Source organism: Microcoleus asticus IPMA8 (genome assembly GCF_013179805.1).
Classification (GTDB): Bacteria; Cyanobacteriota; Cyanobacteriia; order Cyanobacteriales; family Microcoleaceae; genus Microcoleus; species Microcoleus asticus.
In genome coordinates, this window is sequence record NZ_SRRZ01000263.1 from 1 (window position 1) to 2,605 (window position 2,605).

Here is a 2,605-nt window from a genome sequence, read left to right on the forward strand (position 1 = left end):
AGTTATAGAAAACAAAAAGTTATGTTTTGCCGAGCTTGAATCCTCCATCAATTCCGATCGCGATTTTTTTTAACTTATTCAGCAAACCCTAATTAAACCGCAGATGAACGCAGATGATTGCAATATCATCTGCGTTTTTTGATTGACTACCCGAAAATTTATAATAATTTCAACTGTAAAGATTGTGGTCTGGGTCTAACCAGACAATATAAAAAATATTTTCACTAAAAAATCCATGCACCCTGCCGTATTCATTAGCAGATATTTGAAACTGGTAGGGGATATTTACTAGCTCATCTTCATTGGGAATGCCGAAGCCATTAGGTTCAGTTGTATCTTGCCAGACAATTCCATGACAGCGCAGGCTTTTACTCTGATTATTTATAATTTCTTGAGATTTCAATTGTGATAAATCGCGCAGCCTTCTCAATAGAGATGCCAGATATCTCGAATCTCGATCGGCAAGTGAAAATTTATCTTTATCATCCTGATAATACCTGAAAGAAAAACTAATTCCTGCGGGTATTTGTATCTCTACAACCTCTCTCTTGGCGGAAGATGGCTGACTGCGAAGATTTGTGTCTTTTCTTTTTTTATTCTTCTTCGATGACACGGGTTTTGTAGTATGCTTTCATTAATTCTTTAGAAATAATAGCATGGCAAGGTTCATCTCTTGGCAATTCACCTCTAGCCTTAATCCAAGGGTCTTCGCGTCGCACCATCAATTCTAACTCATAAGCATCTCGAAAGAAATAATCATCGGATAACTCGTCTAAAAACTCTTGTACTTCCTGTGGAAATTCGGGTTTTTCGACTTCTTTGAGAATTGGCTTAAAGCCAAATTGTTCTTTGTATTCGTAAAATAGAGCCGGGATAGTCGGCCCGTGCACCCAGGCTTCAAAATCTTCATCAAAAAGCGGTGTATCTTCAAAGGCTAGATACCATGCTTGGGCATAGTACAATAGTTTTTGTAGCTTGTGGTTGCTGAGGTAGGAGCCTACGTCATTCGCGAACCAGATGTAGTAATCACCCAGTTGGGAGGCTGTTGTTACTGTAGTTATTGTGGTCATATAATTCGACTCAATAAGTTTTGTATCCTATGATAGCACAGGGCGAGCGCACGAGCCCACTCCTGTAATCGATACTTACTTGTAGGAATCCCGTTAGGTTACAACCCTTTGATATACTGCCTCAATACAGGTGGGAGAGTGTAAAGACTTTCCTGTTTTTCTATCGAACAGCGCCGCGATAAAGATTGGAGCGCGTTGAGTAAATCTGATGATGATATTTGTCCGTTTTTTAGCAAGTTTGCTAGGTTGACTGGCTGGTTTTCCCTAGCCAACAATGACAAAACTTGTTTTTCTAGTTCGGAAGTGCGATCGTACTGCTGCTGTAAAACATCTTTCAAATCTTCCGGCAACAATATGGTATCATCTAGTAATAATTCTGTCACGCCGATTCCCAACTCTTCAATCAGATTCGCCACGCTTTTTAACCATAACGGATTGCCTTGGTAGCGGTGAATGAGTGCTTCACTGTTGTCGCTTTCTTTTAACCCATAATCTCTGAGTATTTCCCGTCCGGCTGCGCTGTCTAAACCCTTGAGTTGTAAGGTACGAATAAGAGTATTTTGGCTTTTAACTTGAGTCACTTCTCTGGGTTGTTCCCAACCGATTAGCAGAAAGCAGCTTTGATGAGATAATTTTTCTATTTGTTTGAATAAAGAGCGAGATTCTTCGTATTCTGGTTTATATTTTCCTGCCAATTCGCCGCTACAGAAAAGGTTATGAATGTCATCCAAAACTATTAAACAGCGATACTTTTGCAAATATTTAATCAGCGGTAAGCGTTTCGGGTTTGTTGGGGATAAATCTTGTTTTTCTAAATGCGAGAAAAACTGTATTAGTTTATGTTCCAATTCATCTGGGGTGTAGGAGGCGTCGATGCTGCACCAAATGACGCATTCAAATTCATCTTTTATTTGCTGTAGGAGTTGGACTGCTAGGGGTGTTTTGCCGATGCCACTGATGCCGGTGAGCGCGAGCAGGCGGCTGCGTTGTTGTAGAATCCAGGTGGTGAGGGTGTCGAGTTCTAGAGTGCGATCGTAGAAATGACCCAAATCCGGCATTTCGCTTAAGTCTTGATGTAAAGTTCGGGTTTGTTGGGGGTTAGATGTTTGTTCTGTTGACGGGGTTGAGTTTGGTATATCTGTTAGGTATAAAGTATGCCCACAGATCATATAGCTACTTTGGTTGTGGTGTTGCTCAAAATGTGAAAATGTTGAGCGAAAATTTGATTTAGTGACTCTTTTTCCCAACTCTTGTGAAAGGGTCTGCCATAATTCCATTCCTACCTCTCTAACGCGATCCTCAGATCGGTTAACCGCCTTGGCAATTTCTTTATAATCCTCATCTTCCCACGTCCCGTGCAGGATTTTCTCTTGTAAGTCATTGAGATGCTTACCTGTTCTAGCAAACACCAGATCGTCTGCGAGTTTTATCACTTCCTTAAGGTTCATATAGCAATCCTAAATCAGTTGCAAATTAATCGGGCTTCACTAATCATGATTAAGTTGGTATTAATTCAGTTTTTTCAACAAAAAAGT

The 2,605-nt window shown here is 40.3% G+C and carries 3 protein-coding genes; all 3 read right to left on the bottom strand.

Annotated elements, in window-relative coordinates:
- Positions 1–169: 169 nt before the first annotated feature.
- The 3 genes from E5S67_RS31615 to E5S67_RS31625 all read right to left on the bottom strand — a co-directional run bounded on the left by E5S67_RS31615 (position 170) and on the right by E5S67_RS31625 (position 2,518).
- A complete protein-coding gene (locus E5S67_RS31615) occupies positions 170–613 on the bottom strand; it encodes a hypothetical protein (RefSeq protein ID WP_172193392.1) in 444 nt (147 codons plus the stop codon).
- Positions 594–1,070, bottom strand: a complete 477-nt coding sequence (locus E5S67_RS31620; protein WP_172193395.1) for a Panacea domain-containing protein — start codon at positions 1,068–1,070, stop codon at positions 594–596. Before E5S67_RS31620 ends, E5S67_RS31615 begins: the two co-directional genes overlap by 20 nt.
- A 98-nt stretch (positions 1,071–1,168) precedes the next feature.
- Positions 1,169–2,518 (bottom strand): helix-turn-helix domain-containing protein, encoded by a 1,350-nt coding sequence (locus E5S67_RS31625; RefSeq protein WP_172193397.1) that lies wholly within the window; start codon positions 2,516–2,518, stop codon positions 1,169–1,171.
- Positions 2,519–2,605: the final 87 nt, after the last annotated feature.